Source organism: Candidatus Marinimicrobia bacterium CG08_land_8_20_14_0_20_45_22 (genome assembly GCA_002774355.1).
GTDB lineage: Bacteria > Fidelibacterota > UBA2242 > UBA2242 > UBA2242 > 0-14-0-20-45-22.
On sequence record PEYN01000001.1, the window covers coordinates 1 to 20,562 of the forward strand.

Sequence of the window (20,562 nt, forward strand, 5' to 3'; positions counted from 1 at the left end):
ATAGTTCTTTTTAACGGCGAGATAGATCAATGTCGCGCCGACGAGCATCATGACAACCTGCTTCCAAGTGATGCCGATGAGGGCGCCGAATAATCCTGTTTCCATGTCAACCCCTATTAAATTCCGGTCTCGGGTGTTGCAGACGAATAAACTGCATGTCCTGTAAAAATCCTGGACCATTTTCAAATCTGCATATTGGATCATCCAATCAAACGACCGAAATAAATATACGGCTTTTTCAAAATTTTTAAAGACAAATATCTTAGGAATTCTTCTGAAAAAAACCTGATAGTGCAAGAAAATCCACTTCCAAGTACATTGCGCATTATGTCAATGTCTCCTTACTCAGACATAGAGAAAAAACATGTCTATTGTTTACTCTGAAATTTGTGATAAATTACCCCCCGAAAATAGCATTATGAGAATGAGTAATAATCGATGAAGGATGATAAAGTGTCTTTTAAAATTGACAATATTTGAGCCGCGGTGCAAATGTGCAGAAGTCATAGAACAAATCATTTGGGAAATTCCACGATACAGATACAGAGACGGTGAATGAACATTTTATTCCTAAACAGCACAAAAGAAAAAGCCTGGGGCGGGATCGAAAAATGGATGTTAATCACGGCCATCGGTTTACGTGAAAAAGGTTATAATATTTTCTGTGGCGGAAAACCCAACGCAATTTTTACGAACAGGTGCAAGGAATCCGGGTTTATTACTTTTTCAATGAAATTTGGCATTGATTTTAGCATTATAAACAGTTTTCGACTATCGAGAATTTTCAAAGAGTACCAAATCGACATTGTAATCAACCACTATAACAAAGAAATCAAAATGGCAAGCATTGCCAGAAAAATACTTAGACGACCAATTATTATTGTCGCTCGCGCTGGAATGCCAAATGTCCATAATAACTGGCGCTACCGCTTTCTGTACCGGCGAATGGTAAATGGCGTCATTACGAATGCCGTCGCAATTAAAGAAAAATACATGTCGTATGGTTGGATAGAAGAGCAATTTGTCCGTCTGATCAGAAATGGGGTTAACGTTAATGTTCCTACTACAATTGACCGTGAAGCGATAGAGAATAGGTATAACCTTCCAAAGCGTCGTCCGGTTCTGGGAATTTTTGGACGCTTAGTGTCTATCAAACAGCATAATCTTTTTCTTGATGTAGCCAATAACATCCTTCGGGAATATCCTGACGCGATTTTTCTGATTGTTGGATCTGGTCCATTAGAAGAAGATATCCGGCAGTACACGATTGATCTAGGAATCGAAAAAAATGTGTTTATGCTCGGATTTCAATCGGATCTAAATCCACTGTATGCTTTTTGTGATTTAGTTCTACTTACTTCTTCTTATGATGGATTTCCGAACGTTCTAATGGAAGCTATGGCTGTTGGTCGACCGGTAATTACCTTTGATGTGGGTGGTGTTAGAGAATTAATCCAATCGGAAAGAACCGGAGCAATCGTTCCGCCCAATGATGTTCAAACGATGACCGATAAAACGCTGGAATTAATAAAATCAGAGGAAATTCGAGAGGATATTGGGCGTGAAGCTCGAACGTCTATGATCGAGAATTTCTCCATTGCAAAAATGGTTGACGGTGTCGAGGATTATCTAAAAGAGCTTTACGCAAAAAATCCTGCTATTTGGAATTAAATAAGCTGTCAATCGATATGAAAAATACAAGATAGAATGAAAAAAGAGTCTTGCGGCTCCTGTTTTTTACCAAGAAGGTGCTTGAGAAAAATAAGACACCTTTTTTTGGCTGGATTCCGATACTCTGTTAGGTTTTTGCAGAGATGGCAAAGTTTTACTTAGAAGAAGAAACGGACATCTATTTCAATTTGATTAAAATTTAACAACGGTGACTATAAGTGACGGGTCAGCTTGGAGATTTTTAAACATATTCCATCGTTTTATTATAAGATGTTATTCAAATTAATTTGGTATTGCCCAAAAAATGGGGAATAATAAATTAAAGTTTATTCCTTTATGGATTTTTCTTTAACAGAAAGTGTGGTTAAAAAATGAGTGCAATTCGGGTAATGTTCATTGGTCGTTCACCGAACCTTGCCAGTACGCGAGTACGCGTGGCAAATCTCCTCGAACCGTTATCTCATCGTGGAGTACGCGCCGAATTGCACATTCTACCCAGGTTATTCTGCGAACGTTTAAAACTGTTTCGCAAAAGCGCTGCTTTTGATATAGTAGTTCTTCAGAAGAAGCTGTTATCTCCGCTCATTTTCTTCTTTCTACGTCAAGCAAGCAGGTGTTTGGTATATGATTTCGATGATGCTGTTTTTGTTCGGGATGCATTCGGATTTGATAATGCCGCAAAAATATGGATCAGTAAATCCCGACAGCGAAGGTTTAAACGGACGGTCAGAAACGTTGACCTGGTACTGGCGGGCAACGCTTATTTGGAAAATATTGCCCGAAAATTTAATCCCAATGTCGCAGTTCTTCCTTCACCAGTGTCTTTAACTAACCATCCGACCAGAAATGATTTCCCTGACAATCCCAAACCCGTCGTGGGGTGGATTGGAAGCCGTACGACATTGAAATATATTCTTTCTATTGAAAGTATCTTAGCCCGGGTGGCGGCAGTCCACCCCTTTGAATTGCGCATTATTTCTGATACTCCCTGTTCAGTGGCCACCTTGACCTGTCATCACATTCCTTGGAGTCTTGAGCAACAGGATTTAGAAATTGCCCATTTTGACGTTGGACTCATGCCGCTCAGCGATGATCCCTGGACCAATGGAAAGTGCGCTTACAAGATTCTGCAGTATATGGCCGCCGAAGTGCCTTTCGTCGCTTCTGCCGTGGGAATGAATGTTGAAGTTGCCTGCGGTAATACAACCGGATATGCAGTAAGATCGGATCGCGAATTTGCCGACAGTCTGATTAAACTGCTTGATGATAAAGCTCTTCGCCGACAAATGGGCGAAGCAGGAAGAGCGTTTGTTGAGCAGCATTATACGGTCGAGGTGATAGCGGATAAATTAACTGGCCTGCTTAAGAATCTTGTGTCGTCATAATCTATACTTTCTAATTCTTCACGATACCTAATAAGTACTTTTTGGGTAAAATAATTACCCTGAATGAATCTGTCTATCTAAGACAAAGTCCTTCGTATTTTTTTTATTTAATCGGTCGCATCAGATATCGTATTTGCCAGGCATGGAAAAGTTGGACAATCTTCTTTCATAGAAGTTTTGCCAGTAAATGTTTCGGTTTACAACTTTTGAAAAAATACCGGCGAAAAGCCTATCGATTAAACCAGACCGATAGAATTGTAGTTCGATTGAATCGATGATGAACCTCACCTCAGTGTAAAAAGAGGGTACTTTGCGCAAATCGGGTTGATTCTCGGGAGACACAAAATAATACATTGAAAACAAACCAAAGAAACGGACATGAGTTGGATCGGAATAGCCATACACATTTGAGAAATGAGGTACAATAATTTCTACTAATCCCTCGCTTTTAGTAATTCTGTGAATCTCACGAATTAGCGGCAGTAGATGTTGAACATGTTCCAATGCGTGGCGACTATAAACGTATTCGACACTGTTATTGGGCAGTAAATCCAGGGGTTCGTTTAGATTTGCAAGAATGTCTACTCCATCCAATTCGAGATGATCGACTGAATAGAAGCCTTTTCGACTATAGCCGCCGCTACCAAGATCTAGTTTTATAGGCTTCCCTTGATCAATATCTGCTGTGACTTGAGGGTTTAATATTTTCATTGTTTATTCTCTTTCTTGATTCTGCTTATAGTATATGAAATATTTGATAGTAATGCAACGATCAGTAAAGATGTCACTTCGGTCGAGTATAAATTTGATTTCAAACGTTATGGATTCGAATACGACCTAAACAAAGACATTATTCATACTGTAAGGGGAGGGATCTTTATTATGACGCAGTGTAAACTATATTTCACTGAAGTACGCCGGAATTGTTTTTTCCATCTTGGAAGCAAAGCCGCTAAACACACGGCAAATTTCATTAGCTCCGTCCAGCACAACCGGTAGTTGCCTTGATAAAACAAGTAATTTTATCTTGGATTGGCTAAATTAAAACGTTATTTAAGTTTCCGATGTAGTTAATTCACAGACACTGTAAAGGAAGGATAGATTGAAAGCAGTCATCCTTGCAGCCGGTTCCGCGCGCCGACTATCGCCGCTGACCGACACGAAACATAAATGCCTGATTGAAATCGGGCAGAAACCGATTTTGGAACATCAACTCGACGCGCTGGATTTTTACGGCGTAAAAGAAGCCTTAATCGTCGTCGGGTATCTGAAAGAACAAATCATTTCAAAGTATGGAAACCACTACAAAGGAATCCACCTGCAATATATCGAAAATCCGCTTTACGCTTCGACGAACACCGTTTATTCGCTGATGCTGGCGGGCGATTATTTCAGAGGAAGCGATTTTCTGTATTTCAATGCGGATGTTGTGTTTCATCATGAATTGTTGGGACGGCTAATTCATTCGGAAAAGCCAACGGCCTTAGGCGTCGAAGTGAAAAAATGCGGCGAAGAAGAGGTCAAGGTAATCGTCGATGAAACACGTCGGATTTTGAGAATCGGCAAGAAATTGTCTCCCGACGAGTGTCTCGGTGAGTTTGTAGGCATTGCGAAGTTTTCGGCAGAACTGACTGAAGATTTTATTACGAGTCTGAAAACCGTTGTGGAAGAAGGCGACCGGATGTCGTTTTTCGAGCGAGCCGTCGATTTGATCCTCCAAAAACATCCGATGTTTTATGAAAATATCTCCGACGTTCCAGTCATCGAGATCGACTTTTCAGAGGATCTCGAAAAGGCGCGGACGATCGTATTGCCAAAAATTATAGCGTTCGATAAAAAGTAATTTGTGATTGTGAAGCCAATCTCCGTCCTGTTCAACATTCAGCATCTCTACTACTTGCCTCAATTTTTACCTGTCGCAAAAGCGATGAAGACGCGTGGCGGATTCGATGTTTTTTTCAGCGCTACGATCGATTCACCGATGACGGATTATTCCCTGATCAAACGGTTCGTTTTAAGCGACGGCTGGCAATTTCTCGATGCGGAGAATGAAACCGAGCGACGCCGGGAAATTTTAAGCAGACATTTCGACATCACTGTGTTCGGGAAAAGCGCGCGCGCCGGGGATTATTGTTACGAAAACACGCTCGCCGTTTTGCTCTATCATGGAATCGGCGTCAAGTCGTGCTACTATACCGATTATGATCCACGGATCGATGTCCGTTACGTCGAGGGCGATTACCGCATTCGGGAATTTGAAAAACGCACCCTGAAAACTCAACTTATTCCGACGGGATTCCCCAAATTGGATGCACTGTTCGATCCGGAAGAAATTCAAAAAGCGACAAAGGATTTGAAATTGGACAACGATCGCCCGACCGTTCTTTATGCGCCGACTTTTTACCCGAGCTCGATTGAGCCGTTTGGCGAGAAGATCAGAGAACTGACAAAATCTTTTAATCTAATTGTCAAACTGCATCATTTTTCGTGGACTATGCGAAAATACCGTCATCAGAAAAAATTATTTCTGAAATTGGCTAACGAATGCAAAAATCTCCGGCTTCTTCCGGTGGAATCGTTCAATATCATTCCTTTTTTCTCGGTTGCGGATGTCTTGATGACTGAGGCATCTTCGACTGCTTTTGAGTTTCTGGCAACCGGGAAACCGATTATAATTTGTGATTTTTACAAATTGCGCTGGAAACATAGGCTGTTTAACCGCCAGTTTAGACGAACCCGGATCGATGACGAGATCATTCGGCAATTGGATTTTGCGATTCATATTGCAGAGCCAGAAGACGCTGAACCGACTATCCGGCGAGCGTTGGATTCCCAAAATGAAATCACTCAGATATATCGTCAAAAACGAGACGATTTCCTCGGAATTGTCGACGGTCAGGCATCACATCGGGTTGTTGAAGATTTGCTGATCCGTATGGAAAGTCGCCGGTGAAAAAATATCTTCACTTTCTGACAAAACCGTATTCGATCAGCGTTGTTAAACCGCTGATCGAAGAAATTCATCGGTCATCGCGCGGCATTTCGCTCTGTTTTGCGACGAAAAACGTTCTGCCATATTTAACGGGTGATTTTTCAGTCACGGCTTCACTACAGGAAGCCATCGCGTTTCAGCCGGATGTTGTTTTTATTCCCGGAAATGTGGTTCACGATAAGATTTCCGGCTTGAAAGTTCAGATATTTCACGGACTCTGCGAAGAAAAAGGCGGACACTATAAAGTCACTGGTTTCTTCGATTTGTATTGTACCAGCGGTCCGTTAATTACTGAAAAATTCCGTGCGCTGTCGCAGAAATATCGGCATTTTGAAGTCGTCGAAACCGGCTGGCCGAAAGTCGATACGATTTTGGCTAAATTTGATCGCCGGAAAATTTGCAGAGATTTGGGACTTGACGAGCAGAAAAAATTAATATTTTATGCGCCCACATTCAGTCCGAAATTCAAATCTTCGGATTTCATCCTGCCGGTTTTACCGGGGTTGCCGAAGGAAAATGAAACTTGGATCGTCAAATTTCACGACCTGATGGAAGACGCTGACAAACGGCGGTTTCTTGCTCTTCAGAAAGATAAATTTATTATTTACGATTCACCCGACAATGTTCCTCTGCTTCAAGTGGCGGATGTTCTGGTATCAGATACCTCTTCGATTGTCTATGAGTTTATGTTATTAGATAAGCCGGTTGTGACACTGAATGCACAGGTGCGAATCGAAAAAGGAATCAACATCAACAAGGCGAGTGAATTGCGATCGGCGATCGATCGTTCGCTATCATTTCCCGACGAGTTTTCCGAAAATCGAAAAGCGACAATCCGCCAGATTCATCCATATTTGGATGGGCAGAATTCTGCGCGCGTTTTATCGACCGTCGATAATGCGCTCGAAACAAATTTATTGGAAAGATTAAAACATAAACCTGTTAATCTGTACAGGAAATTTCAAGTGCGACGATCGTTAGGTGGGAGATTGTTTTAACATGGCAAATCAGGAATTGCTTGGAAAACGGCTGAACAAGGAAACGATTGATCGGCTTTTAAATAAAGGCTGGATCGTCGAGCGTGCCAAATTTATTTATAAAAAGAAGGTCAACATCGTCGCTGACGTTGAAATTCCGATCGGTGAAAAGCCGTATCATTTCGTTGTAAAAAATTTCGGGTGGCGCAATTCGCAATCGAGATGGTTCAGCCCATTCATGCGTTCCCGAGCGAGAAAGTCTTGGGATGCTTCGTGGCTTTTACTGAAAAATGGCGTAAAAGTGCCGACTCCAGTCACCTGTTACACCGAACGAGAAAATGGATTCATCCGGAAAAACTTTTTGCTAACCGAACGTGTTGATGATTACCGTCTTGCGAGAAAGATTTTGCGTGATTTTGTTGTTGAGGAATTTTTTAAAGACGGCGTAGTTCGCTCGATTGCTGAAATGGTCTCTAAAATTCATCAGTTGAATTATCTACATAACGATTTAACACTTGGAAATTTTTTGGTAAAAAACGGAAATCAGGACGATGTTTATCTGATCGATTTAAATCGGATGAAGCGATCAAGGTGGATGACGACCTATCGGAAAATGTACGACATTTCAAAAATGAATCTTTGTGATTGCGGATTGGAAAAACCTCATGTGAATTGCCGTTGGATCGAGTTTTTAAACTATTATGAGCCTTTAAATGTTAAACAAAATGTGAAAGCGCTTAGAAAAGCAATTCGAAAAAACCTGATGAGACATAAAGTTAAGGCATTGAAGAAAGAATTTTTGGGAGACGAATCGGATTGAAAACGTTCTCATCATTCTCCGCGTTGGTTGTCATGTTTGTCGGCTTGATCGGTCTGGCGCCATCTCCGGCATCGGCTCAGCTGCATCCTTTTGAAATTGGCGAGAAACTGGTTTATTTAACGATGTTCAATTTCGTAAAGAGTGGACAGTCCACGATGGAAATCTTGGGACAGGAAATCATAGACGGTCATGCGATCTATCGTGTTCGGTCTCAAACGCAAACGGCGCCGTTTTTTGATAAATTGTACCGGATTCGCGATGATATGGAATCGTGGATCGACGTTAAGACGTTGTTTTCACGGCGATTTCAGAAAAAATTGGCCGAAGGTAATTACCGGAAAGAATATGCCGTTCGGTTCGATTATCAGAAAATGCAGGCGATTTCGGCGACCGATATCGATACGCTGACATCGATGGTTCACGATCCGCTGTCGATCTTCTATTTTTTACGCGCTGAGAGTTTGTACGTCGGGCGCATTTTTAAACTTTTCAATTATGATAACGATAAACTAAAGCCGTATAACATCATCGTCAAAAGAATAGAAAAAGTCAATGTTCCTGCGGGCGAATTTGTGTGTTTTGTACTCGAACCGTTCTCTAAAGACGGGAAATTATTCAAACATCAAAGTCAGGTTACGATTTATGTCAGTACCGACGAGCGCCATCTGCCCGTGATGATTTCCAGCGATGCATCGATCGGCAAGATGATACTCAGACTCGAAAAATTTTAATCATTTGACTCGAATTTAGTCCGATAAATTTCTGCGAATAGTCAATCCGGATTCCGGATCGAAGAAATGCATCTTTTCACGGTTTAGATAGACAGGAATCGTATCCTGAACCTCAGCATCCGGATTGAAATCGGGCGTCCGGCAGACAATGGGCGTTTTACCCGTCGTGAAATAGATATTTGTTTCGTTTCCCATAGGCTCGAAAACCTCGACATTAAGAAGAATTTTTGTTCCGTTTTCGGCCGGTTCGACTAAGGAAATATCTTCCGGACGAATTCCGACCACCAATGGTTTTCCGATATATTTTTTCAAGGCCGAATGTGTTTGTTTGGACAGTTGAATTTGAACATTTCCTTCATCGGCGATATAATTTTCACCGTCGCGCAAAGTCGTATGGATGAAATTCATCGCAGGACTACCCATGAATCCGGCGACAAAAAGGTCATTGGGTTTGCTGTAGAGATTTAACGGCGTATCGATCTGATGGATGATACCGCTTTTCATGACGGCGATTCGATCGCCCATTGTCATCGCTTCGATCTGATCGTGGGTCACATACACCATTGTCACTTTCAATTGCTTGTGAAGTTTTTTTATTTCCGTGCGCATCTGGACGCGCAGTTTGGCGTCGAGGTTTGACAACGGTTCGTCGAATAAAAAAACTTTCGGCTTGCGGACGATCGCTCTTCCGAGCGCAACTCGTTGTCGTTGACCGCCGGATAATTGTTTGGGTTTTCGGGATAATAGATCGCCGATTTCCAAAATATCGGCGGCCTCTTTGACGCGGGCAGCGATTTCTGCTTTTTTAAATTTCCGCAGTTTCAGACCGAAAGCCATATTATCGAAAACGGTCATGTGCGGATAAAGCGCGTAATTCTGGAAGACCATCGAAATGTCACGGTCTTTCGGCGGGATGTTGTTGACGTATTTATCTCCGATATATATTTCACCGCGCGTTGCTTCTTCGAGTCCGGCGATCAGCCTCAGCGTGGTGGATTTGCCACAGCCGGAAGGACCGACGAGAACCAGAAATTCGCCGTCATTAATTTTCAGATTCAGGTCTTCGATGACTTTTACGTTTTTATCATATTCTTTGGTCAGGTTTTTCAGTTCAATTGTCGCCATTTCATTGATTCTCCATTTTGGTCAAACTTACGGCAGATCGTCATTAGTCGAAAGAAATATTTCGTTTCTGTTGCCGGTTTTTAGGATAGAGTAGCTACATCAATTGATTTTGATTTTTTCCGGCAAACTGTTATACTTGGGGCGCTTGTCTCGGGTTTATTTTCATGGTGGAGTGAAAAGATGCTGAAAAAGATCGATTTTGAAAAATTCTCATTGAAAAGTTACGACGCTTGGGAGAACGGATGGTTTTTACTGACAGCCGGCGATTACTCGACGGGCGATTTTAATTCGATGACAGTCGCTTGGGGAGGTTTTGGCTCAATGTGGAGCAAACCGTTTGCGATAATCGTCGTACGTCCGACGCGATTTACGTTCGGTTTTCTGGAAAAATACGATTCATTCATGCTATGCGCTTTTCTGGAAGAACTTCGGGAAAATATCCGGTTTCTCGGTTCGACTTCCGGTCGATCTCGGAAGAAAATCGCCGAATCCGGACTGACGCCCGTCGCATCGGAAATTATCAAATCGCCCGGTTATGCCGAATCGAACCTGATCATTGAATGCCGAAAAATTTACTGGCAGGACATGAATCCGGAAAATTTCATAAATGCGGAGATTCACCAGAAATATCCGGAGAAAGATTATCACCGCATTTATTTCGGCGAGATCGTTCAAATCCGCGGCGTCTCGTCATTTGAAAAATAAGCCGATTCCCAAATGGAATTCCGGCATGAAAATATGTTTTATTTCAGAGGAATTAAATGTCGACTTTCTTGAAAACAGCCGGTCTTTTGGCGCTGTCTAATTGCTTTATGACCTTTGCTTGGTACGGTCATTTAAAAAATTTGAGCGACAAATCGTGGTATATCGCCGCTATTCTAAGCTGGGGAGTTGCCTTTTTCGAATATATGATTCAAGTCCCGGCAAACCGGATTGGTTATGCGAGTTTCAGCCTTGCTCAGCTGAAAGTGATGCAGGAAGTCATCACGCTTATGGTTTTTGTTCCGTTCGCTGTGGTCTATATGAGACAACCGGTCAAACTCGATTACGTTTGGGCAGGGCTTTGCCTGATGGGAGCCGTTTATTTCATTTTCCGTTCATAAATCCGTTGGAAAACTGAAGAACACGTGCAAAATTTACCCATGCGAACAGTTCCATTTATCCTTAGAAATCTTTAGAACGGAGAAAGTTTGAACGAGATTGACGTTTCCCGCATCATGTCTGCAGTGAGGATGCTTTGTATAGAATCGAATTATCAGGTTGATCCCATTGTTCGGGAAAGATTGCAAATCGCTTTGGAGAAGGAAGATTCGCCAATCGCGCGGGAAATTCTCGAAATGATTCTCGAAAATCACGTATTGGCGTTGGAAAAACAGATGCCGATTTGTCAAGATTGCGGCATCGCAGTCGTTTTTGTCGAACTTGGGCAGGATGTTCATATCGTTGGGGGGGATTTTTGCGAAGCGATACAGAAAGGCGTTCGACGCGGATACGATGACGGTTATTTACGAAAATCAATCGTCGCGGATCCGGTTTTCGGAAGAAAAAACACGCATGACAACACGCCCGCACTCATTTATACCGATATTGTTCCAGGCGATTCGATCCAAATAACGGTTGCCCCGAAAGGTGGCGGCGCTGAGAATATGAGCGAAGTAAAAATGCTGAAGCCTGCCGATGGGATCGAAGGCGTGAAAAATTTTGTTATTGATCGAGTCAAACGTTCGGGAGGAAATCCCTGTCCGCCGATTATCGTTGGTGTTGGCGTCGGCGGCGACTTTGAACAATGCGCTTTGATAGCGAAAAAGGCATTATTCCGTCCTTTGAATGAACCGAATCCCGTTCCAGAGTGGGCAAAAGTCGAATGCGAATTGCTTGCGCGCATCAATGAACTTGGCATTGGGCCGATGGGAGTTGGCGGTAAGACTACCGCTCTGGCTGTTCAGATTATCCAAAAACCTTGTCACATGGCGTCGTTGCCGGTTGCTGTGAATATTCAGTGCCACGCGCATCGCCATCAGAGTATTCGGATCGGATGAAAACGATGCGTGTACATGAATTGAATACTCCACTCAAGCCGGAAGCGATTAGTGATCTCAGATCGGGCGACAAGGTCTTGTTAAGTGGAATTGTTTATTCCGCAAGAGATGCGGCGCATAAGCGTTTGGTGGAAATGATTCATCGCGGCGAATCATTGCCTTTTAATCTTAACGGTCAGGTGATTTACTATTTGTCGCCATCTCCGGCGAGACCCGGAATGGTCATTGGTTCGGCCGGTCCGACATCGAGTTATCGTCTCGATTCTTACACGCCAGATTTGTTGGATTCGGGATTGAAAGGTATGATTGGAAAAGGAATGAGGAGTCAGGATGTGATCGATGCGATCGTGAAAAATCGAGCGGTTTACTTTATGGCTGTCGGTGGAGCGGCGGTAAAAATGGCGCAGTCGGTGATTTCGGCGCGTGTGATCGCGTTCTCGGATTTGGATGCCGAAGCGATTCTCGAACTGAAAGTCGAAAAAATGCCGCTGTTTATCGCCGTCGATGCCAGTGGGAATAATATTTTAAAATAAAGAAATAGGCGAATTGGCGAGTGAAAGGGAAAATTTTTGGGAAAAATTAGATTAGACCTTAGCAACTTAGATGCATCATTTCCAGGACATTTTAATCAGGAGAAAATTGCACGGGCGAAGACGCTTTTTTTCAAACGTCTATCCGAATCGTCACACAAATTCTACGGTGGGAAAATCCAAACGGCTCCAAAGGCAGGCGTCTTCGGATTTAACTGGTTCAATGTTTGGTACACGCCTGGCGTATCAAAGATTTCGACGACAATTCGGGATAACTCCGATGCATCTTTCGATCTAACGAACCGCGGAAATCTCGTGGCAGTCGTCAGTGATTCAACGCGCGTTCTAGGCGACGGCGATTGTACGCCTCCGGGTGGGATGGGCGTAATGGAAGGCAAAGCGTTTTTGATGAAATATCTCGGCGGCGTGGATGCGGTAGCACTCTGCATGGACAGCCGAGATAAAAACGGTGAAAATGATCCGCAGAAAATTATCGATTTTGTAAGAATGGCTCAGCCGAGTTTTGGCGCCATAAACCTTGAGGATATTTCTCAACCGAACTGCTACCGCGTTCTCGATGAATTGCGCGAGACGTGCGATATTCCCGTTTGGCATGATGACGCGCAGGGAACGGCTTGTGTAACGCTTGCGGGATTACTCAATGCTCTTAAACTTGCCAATAAAAAAATAGGTGAAATTCGGATAGTTATGCTGGGAGCCGGCGCCGCAAATACTTCAGTTGCCCGAATTCTCATTACCGCCGGCGCCGATCCACAGAAAATGATTCTTTTCGATGTTCATGGAGCATTATCCAAAAACCGGCGTGATATCGAGTCCGATGCAAGATATTATCGCACTTGGGAACTTTGTCAATTGACGAATCCCGGTTTTGTATCAGACATTGAGCAAGCCATGAAAGGCGCCGACGTGCTGATCGCCTTGTCAAAACCGGGTCCGGATATGGTTCGACCGTCGTGGATTCAATCGATGGCGCAAAAATCGATTGTTTTCACATGCGCTAATCCCGTTCCGGAAATTTATCCATACGCGGCAAAGGAAGCAGGCGCTTTCATTGTTGCAACAGGTCGCGGCGACTTCCCAAATCAGGTCAATAATTCGTTGGGCTTTCCGGGAATTTTAAAAGGCGCTTTGATGGTGAGAGCTAGAAAAATCACCGACGAAATGGCAATCGCCGCCGCGAACGCATTGGCGCGGTTTGCCGAAAAGCGTGGCATTACACCAGAAGATATCATCCCAAAAATGGATGAACCGGACGTTTTTGCGTTTGAAGCCGCCGAAGTCGCGATGCAGGCAATTCGCGATGGCGTCGCCCGGAAAATGATCGACTGGGATTCGGCATTTCAAAAGGCCAAAATCGATATCGAATATTCTCGAAATATGACGCAGAGATTAATGGAATCAGGATTTATTACAGAGCCGCCACGAGACATGTTGGATGAAGCGCTAAATTGGGCGGTGTCAGAAGTCGAACGTTCTTAATAAATCTGACTAGATTTAATCCGCTGACAGAGATCGAAACTTACCTGACATTTTGGGGATGCGGATATGGAAGAAATGTTTATGGAAATCATTTTGTTATAACCTTTTTCAAAGTCGAACTAAGATCGGAAATTTTATAAGGTTTGGCGACGACGCCAGAAAAACCGTAATCGGTATATCGCGACATTACCGGATTGTTAGAATATCCGCTGGACACGATCGCCTTGACAGATGGATCGATTTTTCGGAGAGATTTGAGTGCTTCTTCTCCGCCCATTCCGCCTGGGATTGTCAAATCCATAATGACTGCCGAAAACGGCGAGTTCTCTTTCATTCCTTTTTGATACAAAGTAATCGCTTCTGCGCCATCCTTAGCGGTTTGTACCTCATAGCCGAGGTTCATCAGCATTTCCGCCGCCATCGTCCTAACTAATTCCTCGTCATCCATGATGAGCACTTTTCCGAATCCCGAGAGCAAATTCTTCTCTTCGTCGTCATCCTTTTCCAGCAATTGTTCACTGACAGGTAGATAAATATAAAATGTCGTTCCAACGCCGGGTTTCGAGTCGAGAGTCACAGCGCCATTATGATTCTTAATGATTGAATAAACCATGGTCAGCCCGAGCCCGCTACCGTTGGACTTCGTCGAAAAATATGGATCGAAAATCTTCTTCAGATATTCTTTGCTAATCCCGATTCCGTTATCACGTATAGTAATTTTGATATATTTATCCTGCTTGAGCAAAAGCGTATTATCGGATCCGATCTGGATATTTTCCGCAATGATGTTAATGAGACCGCCTTCCGGCATTGCCTGCTCAGCATTCAGAACGATGTTGTGAATAACTTGATTGATTTGCCCTTCGTCCATCTCAACGTTCCAAAGATTTTCAGCGATGGAAAATTCGCATTTGACTTTGGAGCCGGTTAATGGAAATTCGGCGGACTCGAGTAACAGTTCCTTGATGGAAGCGGTTTTTAGAATTGGGGCGCCGCCTTTGGAAAATGTCAATAATTGTTGAGTTAAATCTTTTGCGCGGAAAGCGCCTCGCTCCGCTTCCGTCAACCGTTCAAAGACTTTTGTTCCCGGTTGGGAATACATCTTCGAAAGCGTAATATTTCCCATAATAACCGTCAGAATATTGTTGAAATCATGAGCGATTCCACCTGCAAGAATACCGATGGATTCCAGTTTTTCAGAGCGCTGGCGCTCGAATTCCACTTCTTTTCGTTCGGAAATATCTCTTGAGATGCAGATAACCGCTTTCCGGTTCTCAATTTTAATGAGCAGGTAGTTAATCTCGACCGGGATATGTTTTCCGTCTTTGGTCATGTGAACCGTCTCATGGACGATTGGTTTATTGGCATTGAGAGTTTTTAGGAGATCAATGATTTTATCTTTATTCTCGGAAATACCGAAATCCAGCGGCGACATCTTCATCAATTCTTCCCGCGTGTAACCGAGTCTCTGGCAGGCAATACCGTTGATTTCAATAAATTTGCCAAGCGAACCATCGTCATTATACCATGAGACAAAAATGGCGTCGTTTCCACTATTAAACAACGTATGATACCGTTTTTCACTTTCGATCAACGCGGATTCTGCCTTTTTCCGCTCCGTAATGTCAATCATTGTCGTCCGGATTCCAACTACATTCCCTTCCAAATCACGCTCCAGAACATCTCTGATTGAAACAAAAATTCGATTGCCGTTCTTTTTCACATAAGTTCGTTCTTGACATTCAGGCACGAATTGTTCTTTGATTTTTTGGATAAATCTTTGCGTTGCACCGGTTTTTTGCTCCATAAGAACGAAGTCGAAAATCAGACGACCGATCATTTCTGTCTTCAGATATCCCAACATATCGCATTCCGTTTGATTAACATCGAGAATAATACCGTCAGTGTTCAAGATGTGATAGGCGACAGGCGCGTTGTCCCAGAGTTCCTTGAACCGTTTTTCGCTCAGGCTAAGCGCTTCGGTAATCTGAGTGCGTTCAGTAATATCCTGTAAAATTCCGATCGAGCCGACGACTTTTCCGCTTTTAATATCGCGAGCCGGTACAGAGTGATCGCTAACCCATTTAGTCGTTCCATCGGGAAGTTCTATTTTAAGATCCATCCAAAAACGCTCGGATTTTCCTTCTCTGAATTCATTTGCGTATTCATTGATGTTCTTGGGTGCTTTGGGATCCGTGATCGTTTTTTCCTTCACGATTTCATCAAATTTCTTAGCTGTCATATCTTGTAGACTTATTCCGAGAACGTCCTTGGAATTCGCACCGAAAAACTCATACTTGTTTGTGATAAAATTTCGTCTGTAGGGGACGCCATGGGCATTCTCTATTGCCTTTTGATAGATCGCATGTGCTTTTTGTAATTCTTCGGTTGCGCGTTTATATTCAATAGAAAAACTAATCTGGTCAGAAACAAATTTCATGATTTCAAAATCGCTTTGAGTAAGTGCGTTTTCATCCTCGTAATTTTGGACGACTATCGCGCCGATAACAATATCATTCAATTTCAAAGGAACGCCTAACCAGATTTTCGATGGTGTACCAATGATCTCGATTTCGCCTTGATTGACGAGTTCCATTACTTGAGAAGTTTTCAGTAAAACCGGTTGGTTATTTCGGATGACGTATGAAGTCAGCGTCTTGCCGACAGGGAAACTATCGACGATATCCATTTCATCGCTGAAATATGGGAGCGTAATGCGATCAGTTTCCCGATCGTATAGGACGATAAAGAAATTTTTTGTATCGAGAATTTTGCCCAAAGTTGTTTGAATGCTTTTTGAAAGTTGGCGCAGGTTTTCCGATTTGTGGGAAGCGGCCGCAATTTCATACATTATTTTTTGAATTTTAAGTGCTTTCTGTCGTTCGGTAATATCGTGTATAACTATTTGGAGATATGGTTTTCCAGCGACTGTAGCACGGCTCAGGCTGAGTTCTGAAGGGAAATCTGTTCCGTCGGATCTTCCCAACGTGATCTCTAAGAACTGGGGAAAACCCGCAAGCGCTTCTTTGATTTTTTGAATTGTCAGAGATTTTAATTCTTCTATGTTCGGTTGAGAAGAGGAAAAAAGTTCGGTAATTGAGTGCCCCACGATGTCTTCTTCCCGGCGTTGAAACATCTCAAACGTTTTAGGATTACAGGAAGTGAAAATGTCCTGATCGCAGAGAGAAATAGAATCGTTGAAACTCTCGAAAAGTCTCCAATATCTGTCGTCGGTTTTTTCGAGATTATCGGTGGTCTTTTTTAGATGGGTAATATCGACAAGAGAAATTATCGAAACTGAGGAACCTTCAACTATCGAACTGGAAACGATGCAAGGGTGAATCTTTCCCGAACGATCCAAACACCGAACATCGTAATGTTGCGGTGTCTTTGTTCTTTTACTACCGGGTAAATCTTGATTTGTTTGGATCCTTTCCAAATCATCGGGCAAAATGAACTCATTCCATTTTTTGATTCTCTCAATTTCCACTTTCGAATAACCGGAAAATTCCTCGAAGACCGAATTGACAAGCAGAAAAGTCATGTCATCATTGACTAGCATCATCGCAATGTCAGCATTGTCGAAAATATCTTTATAAATTTCTTCCGTCTTGATGGTGGGATTAATGAAACCTGAATTCGGCAAAGATGTTTGTTTTGCATCTGAAAAATTGCGCTTGGATAAGGCAGAAAGTTGGTCGATAATCCGTTCGTAATCGCTTAAATCGAAAAACAGAACTAGAGGTGAAATTGATCCTGTATCTCGAATATTTTGTATAGCAAAAGAGATATTTTCGGAAGCCAAGTTTTGGTCAATAACAACAAAATCTGGTGAATATTGATTCAATTGCTTGGTAAAGTTTGTTAAATCATGATTCCACTGAGTTGTAAGTGGAAATTCTCGTTCGTTCGCTTCTGAAAAATCCGCTTTTAAGTTAGATGGTCGATCACTGACAAAAAGCACGCATTTTTTCTGATTCATTTTTTAGTCCATTGTCTTATCATAACATAGAATCGTGTCATTCTCAAAAAACCGATAAAAGTTACGTCGTGAAAAATTGAATGTCACGTATTATGTTAGGATGTGACTACTGATTGAACTTATCATAGAAATTGCCTCTTAAATAAATTTTGATCTACCCAATGTAATATTTATTTAAATAATGTGCGCTGAAAATATTGATTACTGTTAAAACCGCGATATTTATAGATAACTAACTAATTCTGATAAAGACGATTATTTACGTTTTAATAAGTGCCAGAAGTGTAAAATCTTAAAATTGTAGCTTGGAATTGATGGATTTATTTTGTTAAATTCCATTCGCTTTTTAAAGATGATCGCGGGGTGGAGCAGCTGGCAGCTCGTTGGGCTCATAACCCAAAGGTCAGGGGTTCGAATCCTCTCCCCGCTACGAAGAAATCCCGCAAATGCGGGATTTTCAATTTATGTTTACGGTTTATATCATACAGAGCGAAGAAGGTTACGTTTATGTTGGTCAGACAAACGACATGGATCGTCGGTTGAGGGAGCATAATTCTGGGCATTCATGTTGGACGAAGCGGGGGAATAATTGGGTTTTGCTTTATCAAGAGAACTACGAGACGCGAGTTGGAGCAGTGCGACGAGAAAGATATTTTAAAACTGGTATTGGCAGGAAGTGGATTTATGAAGTTGTTTTAAAATATGGCTCATAATTCGCCGATGGCGAACTTTCACTTCGTTACAGCCCAAAGGTCAGGGGTAGAGTTTATCCGCCAGAGGCGGGAATCCTCTCCCCGCTACGAAGAAATCCCGCAAATGCGGGATTTTCAATTTATGGCATTGGTAGTCATTGTTGGAAATTCCATTAGAATCGTCCAAATTAAATATGCTCGTTGAATGAATCGGTAACAGAAAGGTACAGGATGAAGAATCGTCGAAATGTAGTTTTATTACTTTTTTTTGCAGTTTTGGTATCGAAAGCGTTCTCTGTCGAACCGTTATTTCGATTTGCATGGCTTACGGATACGCATGTCGGTTCGGAATTGGCGGCGGTTGACTTACAGCGGTCAGTTGCAGATATCAATTCTCTTGAAGGGATTGATTTTACGATTGTTTCAGGTGATGTTGTCGAAATGGATGTAAATGGAAATTTGGATACAGCCAAAACAATTTTAGACCAACTGATTAAAACTTATTATGTCATTCCGGGCAATCATGAACTTAAATGGTCATCATCGGGCGGGACAAAATTTCGGAAAATGTGGGGTGATGACAAATTTTTCTTTGAATACAAGGGTTTTCAATTTCTCGGATTTCATCAGGGTCCGCTGATGCGGATGGGTGACGGTTATATTTCACCGGAGGACATTCGGTGGATCGAACAAACACTCGAAAAAAACAAGAAATCAAACCTAAAGACAGTTTTTATTATGCACTATCCGCTGGATAATTCAGTCAGCAACTGGTTTGAAGCCGCTGATTTAGCGAAAGCGTTTAATGTTCAGGCAATCTTGCACGGTCATGGACATGCGAATCTGATTACTAAATATGAAGGAATTCCCGGCGTTATGGGTCGCTCGAATCTCCGGGGAAACCAACCGGTTGGCGGATATACTATTGTGGATGTTTATCCGGATTCAATGACTTTCTATGAACGGACACCCGGAATTCTAACATTGAAAAAATGGGGAAAAATTCCGTTGAAGAATCGAAAAAATGAAGCCGACAGTTTAAAGTCTTGTAAACCTTCCTTTTCATTGGACAGCAATGGTAGAGGTGTCCGGAAAATATGGGAATTTGATACAAAATATACGTTGGCATCATCGCCAGTTCTCGCAGATGGAAAAGTGATAATCGGATCTGGCGATGGCATTGTTCGAGCGATTTCTCTAAAAACCGGCAAGGAAACATGGCAGTTTAAGACTAACGCGCCTGTTTTCTCTTCAGCCGCCGCTTCAGGGAATGTGACGGTCGTCGGTTCGACGGATTCGTCGATTTATTGTTTGAATACATCAACTGGGAAATTGAACTGGAGAGTTTGCACTAGGGCTCCGGTCGTCGCTGTTCCAGCAATTTTTCAGGATGTCGTCTATATCGGGTCGAGTGATGGAACCTTTCGTGCAATTGATCTTAAAACTGGAGAAATCAAGTGGAAATATTTGGGCGTTACGGGTTTTGTTGAAACACAACCGCTTGTTTATGAAGGGCGAGCGATTTTTGGGGCATGGGATAATTGTCTCTATGCTCTAAATACAAAAACCGGCAACCTTGATTGGAAATGTCAAGATGGTCGTCCGGGCGTTTTGTATTCGCCGGCGGCATGTATTCCTGTCGCTTCCAGCGATAAAGTTTACATCGCAGCTCCGGATCGTTTCTTATCCTGTATTGATGTGAAATCCGGCGAGACGCTTTGGCGTTCAAGGCGCTTTCAGGTTAGAGAAAATGTTGGAATTTCGGAAGATGGCGCGACGGTTTTTGCACGAACGATTCAGGATTCGGTTTTTGCAATTGATAGCAGTTCTCCGACGATGAAAATTAAATGGGCGACTTCGGCGAACTACGGTTATGACATCGATCCATCTTTGCCGGTTGAAAAAGATGGAACGCTGTTTTTTGGGACAAAAGATGGATTTGTCTATGCAATGGATGCCCGAACGGGCACGGTTATTTGGCGCTATCGGATCGGTTTCGGTTTGGTTAATAATGTTGTTCCGCTGAGTCGTACTGAAGTTGTTGCTTCCATAATGGATGGAAAAATTGTCTTTTTACGGTATTTTTCGAGTTTAAAAACTGACAATTAATTGCCAAAC

19 protein-coding genes and 1 tRNA gene are annotated in these 20,562 nt (G+C 42.6%); 16 read left to right on the forward strand and 4 right to left on the reverse strand.

The window, feature by feature from the left end:
• Positions 1–297, reverse strand: a 297-nt coding sequence (locus COT43_00005; GenBank protein ID PIS31193.1) for a hypothetical protein, incomplete at its 3' end; no start/stop codon positions are given.
• Between the two features lie 258 nt (positions 298–555).
• Here COT43_00005 and COT43_00010 point away from each other — a divergent pair.
• Both COT43_00010 and COT43_00015 read left to right on the forward strand, forming a co-directional pair.
• Entirely contained in the window at positions 556–1,671 is a 1,116-nt protein-coding gene (locus COT43_00010) for a hypothetical protein (protein PIS31194.1), read from the forward strand.
• A gap of 371 nt (positions 1,672–2,042) precedes the next feature.
• On the forward strand, positions 2,043–3,056 hold the full coding sequence (locus COT43_00015; GenBank protein PIS31195.1) for a hypothetical protein: 1,014 nt from the start codon (positions 2,043–2,045) through the stop codon (positions 3,054–3,056).
• Positions 3,057–3,176: 120 nt separating this feature from the next.
• Here the strand turns inward: COT43_00015 and COT43_00020 are convergent, their stop codons facing one another.
• Positions 3,177–3,767 carry a methyltransferase type 11 gene (locus COT43_00020; protein ID PIS31196.1) on the reverse strand — a complete coding sequence of 197 codons (591 nt, stop codon included), beginning with the start codon at positions 3,765–3,767 and terminating at the stop codon, positions 3,177–3,179.
• Positions 3,768–4,158: 391 nt separating this feature from the next.
• On the opposite strand from COT43_00020, the gene COT43_00025 reads away from it, so the two are divergent.
• Genes COT43_00025 through COT43_00045 form a run of 5 tightly spaced genes read left to right on the forward strand, consistent with a single transcriptional unit; the run spans position 4,159 to position 8,576 of the window.
• Positions 4,159–4,899 carry a hypothetical protein gene (locus COT43_00025; GenBank protein PIS31197.1) on the forward strand — a complete coding sequence of 247 codons (741 nt, stop codon included), beginning with the start codon at positions 4,159–4,161 and terminating at the stop codon, positions 4,897–4,899.
• A 3-nt stretch (positions 4,900–4,902) separates the two neighbouring features.
• Positions 4,903–6,009, forward strand: a complete 1,107-nt coding sequence (locus COT43_00030; GenBank protein ID PIS31198.1) for a hypothetical protein — start codon at positions 4,903–4,905, stop codon at positions 6,007–6,009.
• Complete coding sequence (locus COT43_00035; GenBank protein PIS31199.1) at positions 6,006–7,046, forward strand: hypothetical protein; 1,041 nt, start codon at positions 6,006–6,008, stop codon at positions 7,044–7,046. The genes COT43_00030 and COT43_00035 overlap by 4 nt, the downstream gene beginning before the upstream one ends.
• A 1-nt stretch (position 7,047) precedes the next feature.
• Entirely contained in the window at positions 7,048–7,845 is a 798-nt protein-coding gene (locus COT43_00040) for a hypothetical protein (protein PIS31200.1), read from the forward strand.
• Positions 7,842–8,576: a hypothetical protein gene (locus COT43_00045; protein ID PIS31201.1), complete on the forward strand. Its 735-nt coding sequence runs from the start codon at positions 7,842–7,844 to the stop codon at positions 8,574–8,576. Before COT43_00040 ends, COT43_00045 begins: the two co-directional genes overlap by 4 nt.
• Before the next feature lie 15 nt (positions 8,577–8,591).
• Here the strand turns inward: COT43_00045 and COT43_00050 are convergent, their stop codons facing one another.
• Positions 8,592–9,701, reverse strand: coding sequence for a glycerol-3-phosphate ABC transporter ATP-binding protein (locus COT43_00050; protein PIS31202.1), 1,110 nt, complete (start codon positions 9,699–9,701; stop codon positions 8,592–8,594).
• 180 nt (positions 9,702–9,881) lie between these two features.
• Here COT43_00050 and COT43_00055 point away from each other — a divergent pair, with 180 nt between their 5' ends.
• The 5 genes from COT43_00055 (at position 9,882) to COT43_00075 (ending at position 13,770) form a co-directional block, all read left to right on the forward strand.
• The gene (locus COT43_00055; GenBank protein PIS31203.1) at positions 9,882–10,406 is read left to right on the forward strand and encodes a flavin reductase; all 525 of its coding nucleotides are present in this window, start codon (positions 9,882–9,884) and stop codon (positions 10,404–10,406) included.
• A gap of 56 nt (positions 10,407–10,462) precedes the next feature.
• The gene (locus COT43_00060) at positions 10,463–10,804 is read left to right on the forward strand and encodes a hypothetical protein (protein ID PIS31204.1); all 342 of its coding nucleotides are present in this window, start codon (positions 10,463–10,465) and stop codon (positions 10,802–10,804) included.
• Positions 10,805–10,891: 87 nt separating this feature from the next.
• Positions 10,892–11,740, forward strand: coding sequence for a fumarate hydratase (locus COT43_00065; protein PIS31205.1), 849 nt, complete (start codon positions 10,892–10,894; stop codon positions 11,738–11,740).
• Positions 11,741–11,745: 5 nt separating this feature from the next.
• Positions 11,746–12,273, forward strand: a complete 528-nt coding sequence (locus COT43_00070; GenBank protein ID PIS31218.1) for a fumarate hydratase — start codon at positions 11,746–11,748, stop codon at positions 12,271–12,273.
• Positions 12,274–12,318: 45 nt separating this feature from the next.
• Positions 12,319–13,770, forward strand: coding sequence for a malate dehydrogenase (locus COT43_00075; protein PIS31219.1), 1,452 nt, complete (start codon positions 12,319–12,321; stop codon positions 13,768–13,770).
• Positions 13,771–13,858: 88 nt separating this feature from the next.
• Here the strand turns inward: COT43_00075 and COT43_00080 are convergent, their stop codons facing one another.
• On the reverse strand, positions 13,859–17,752 hold the full coding sequence (locus tag COT43_00080) for a hypothetical protein (GenBank protein ID PIS31206.1): 3,894 nt from the start codon (positions 17,750–17,752) through the stop codon (positions 13,859–13,861).
• Between the two features lie 357 nt (positions 17,753–18,109).
• Here COT43_00080 and COT43_00085 point away from each other — a divergent pair.
• From COT43_00085 to COT43_00100, 4 genes are all read left to right on the forward strand, one after another.
• Positions 18,110–18,185 (forward strand) — tRNA-Met (locus tag COT43_00085).
• A 13-nt stretch (positions 18,186–18,198) separates the two neighbouring features.
• Entirely contained in the window at positions 18,199–18,465 is a 267-nt protein-coding gene (locus COT43_00090) for an endonuclease (GenBank protein ID PIS31207.1), read from the forward strand.
• A complete protein-coding gene (locus tag COT43_00095) occupies positions 18,455–18,649 on the forward strand; it encodes a hypothetical protein (GenBank protein ID PIS31208.1) in 195 nt (64 codons plus the stop codon). Before COT43_00090 ends, COT43_00095 begins: the two co-directional genes overlap by 11 nt.
• Before the next feature lie 26 nt (positions 18,650–18,675).
• Positions 18,676–20,553: a metallophosphoesterase gene (locus tag COT43_00100; GenBank protein ID PIS31209.1), complete on the forward strand. Its 1,878-nt coding sequence runs from the start codon at positions 18,676–18,678 to the stop codon at positions 20,551–20,553.
• Positions 20,554–20,562: the final 9 nt, after the last annotated feature.